This window comes from Yoonia sp., from assembly GCF_030731595.1.
Taxonomy (GTDB): domain Bacteria; phylum Pseudomonadota; class Alphaproteobacteria; order Rhodobacterales; family Rhodobacteraceae; genus Yoonia.
In genome coordinates this window covers 389-2,186 of the sequence record NZ_JANQTS010000122.1, presented here as the reverse complement: position 1 = coordinate 2,186, position 1,798 = coordinate 389, and the positions used below count along the sequence as shown (strand labels likewise).

Here is a 1,798-nt window from a genome sequence, read left to right as displayed (position 1 = left end):
GCAAAAGGGAGCCACTGCCCGCCACGCCATTTATGGCGGGCAGTGGCGGCGGTTGGATCGCAAACAGCTTGGTCTACCGGGACCGTTGAGAAGTATGATCAACCGCCGTCTTCACCACAGGGCCTGAACGGATACGCGTGTGACAATCCACGCATGACAAGCATAGGACATGGCGAAGATGACTGAATATACCATCGGTGTAGACATTTCAAAATCCCATCTGGATGTCTTCCGGCTGGAAGATGATGAGGCGCAGCGCTTCGATAATTCGGCGGCGGGATTTCGATCGCTGAAAAAATGGCTGGGCACGGCAGCAGCGGCACGGATCGTGTTCGAACCGACGGGGCCCTATCATAAGGCGTTCGAGACGGCGCTCGGCGAGACGTTCCCCTTGGTCAAGGTGAACCCGCTCCAGGCACGCCGGTTTGCTGAGGCGTATGGCACCCGTGCCAAAACCGATGCCGTAGATGCTCAGATGTTGGCCCGGATGGGGGCTGCGTTCAACCTTGAGCCTCAAGCACCTTGTTCTAAGGAAACTCTTGTTCTCAGGGATTTACACGTTGCCCGTGCCGGGCTGATCAAGGACCGCACGCGACTGCGCAACCGTGCCCAGACCCAAGATATTCCTCTCTTGAAACGCCAAACCAAGGCGCGGCTCACGCAGGTAGAACGTCAGATTGCCGAGCTGGACGCTGAAATTGCTGCGCTGATTCAGGCGCATGGGGCCACTGCACGCAACCGCGATATTCTCTGCTCAATGCCTGGGATCGGTGCAGTCACGGCCGCCGCAATGCTGACCCTGTTGCCCGAGATAGGTACGTTGCAGCGCAAACAGGTGGCCAGCCTGACCGGTCTTGCACCCATCACCCGACAATCCGGTCAATGGCAGGGAAAGTCATTCATCGGAGGCGGACGCAAACCTCTGCGCGACGCCCTTTACATGCCCGCACTGGTCGCTATGCGGTTCAACCCGGATCTCAAGGCCAAATATGATGCCCTCCGAACAGTCGGAAAACCCGCAAAGGTCGCCATCGTCGTCGTCATGCGTAAGCTCATCGAAATGGCAAACGCGCTGGTCAAAGCTGATCGGATGTGGGCGCCAAAAACCGCTTGATCAAGACGGATACTTCTCTCCGGCATAGCCGCCATCCGCGAACAGATGTGTCAGGGTGGGAAAGCTTTCAAAGGCCTGCATGATGACGCCCGGCGCGCCGTCGCGGTCCTGGATATCGGCGGTGTGCGTGACCAGCCCAAGCAGGTTGCCGTCCGTGTCGGTCACGATATGCCGCTTGCGCCCCTTTGTTTTCTTGCCCGCATCATATCCGCGCGGCCCGCCGCTTTCCGTGGTCTTGACCGATTGGCTGTCGATGATTCCGGCAGTCGGGACCAAGTCCCGGCCAGCCAGCACGCGGGAGGCTCCGACCAATGCCTCGTTCAGAATGTCGAGCAGGCCGCTGTTTCGAAGCATGTAGAAGTAGTATTGCACCGTTGTGAACGGCGGGAAATCCTTGGGCAGCATCGCCCATTGGCACCCGGTCGCGGCCATGTACTGGATCGCGTCCCAAACGGTGCGCAGATCGGTTTTGCGCGGTCGGCCAACTTTCGAGACCGGTGGCATGCAGGGTGCAACCAATGCCCATTCCGCATCGGTACTGTCGCTTGCATAACGTTGGCCGCGTCGGTCATAGTTCGGGCGAGTGATTTCTGTCCAAGGCATGATTTTCTCCAGGTTTCGCAACCACAGAGAATCACAACTTGCGGAAATCACTCAACTTAGTTTTCGGTTGGGCTCTTAGAG

General features: G+C 58.3%; 1 protein-coding gene and 1 pseudogene. One reads left to right on the top strand and one right to left on the bottom strand.

Annotated features, from left to right (window positions below):
• Nucleotides 1-178 precede the first annotated feature (178 nt).
• The gene (locus NWQ23_RS14380; protein ID WP_306167080.1) at nucleotides 179-1,114 is read left to right on the top strand and encodes an IS110 family transposase; all 936 of its coding nucleotides are present in this window, start codon (nucleotides 179-181) and stop codon (nucleotides 1,112-1,114) included.
• Between the two features lie 12 nt (nucleotides 1,115-1,126).
• On the opposite strand, the pseudogene NWQ23_RS14375 reads toward NWQ23_RS14380, so the two are convergent.
• Nucleotides 1,127-1,717, bottom strand: a pseudogene (locus tag NWQ23_RS14375) (IS5 family transposase); the annotation flags it as partial.
• Nucleotides 1,718-1,798: the final 81 nt, after the last annotated feature.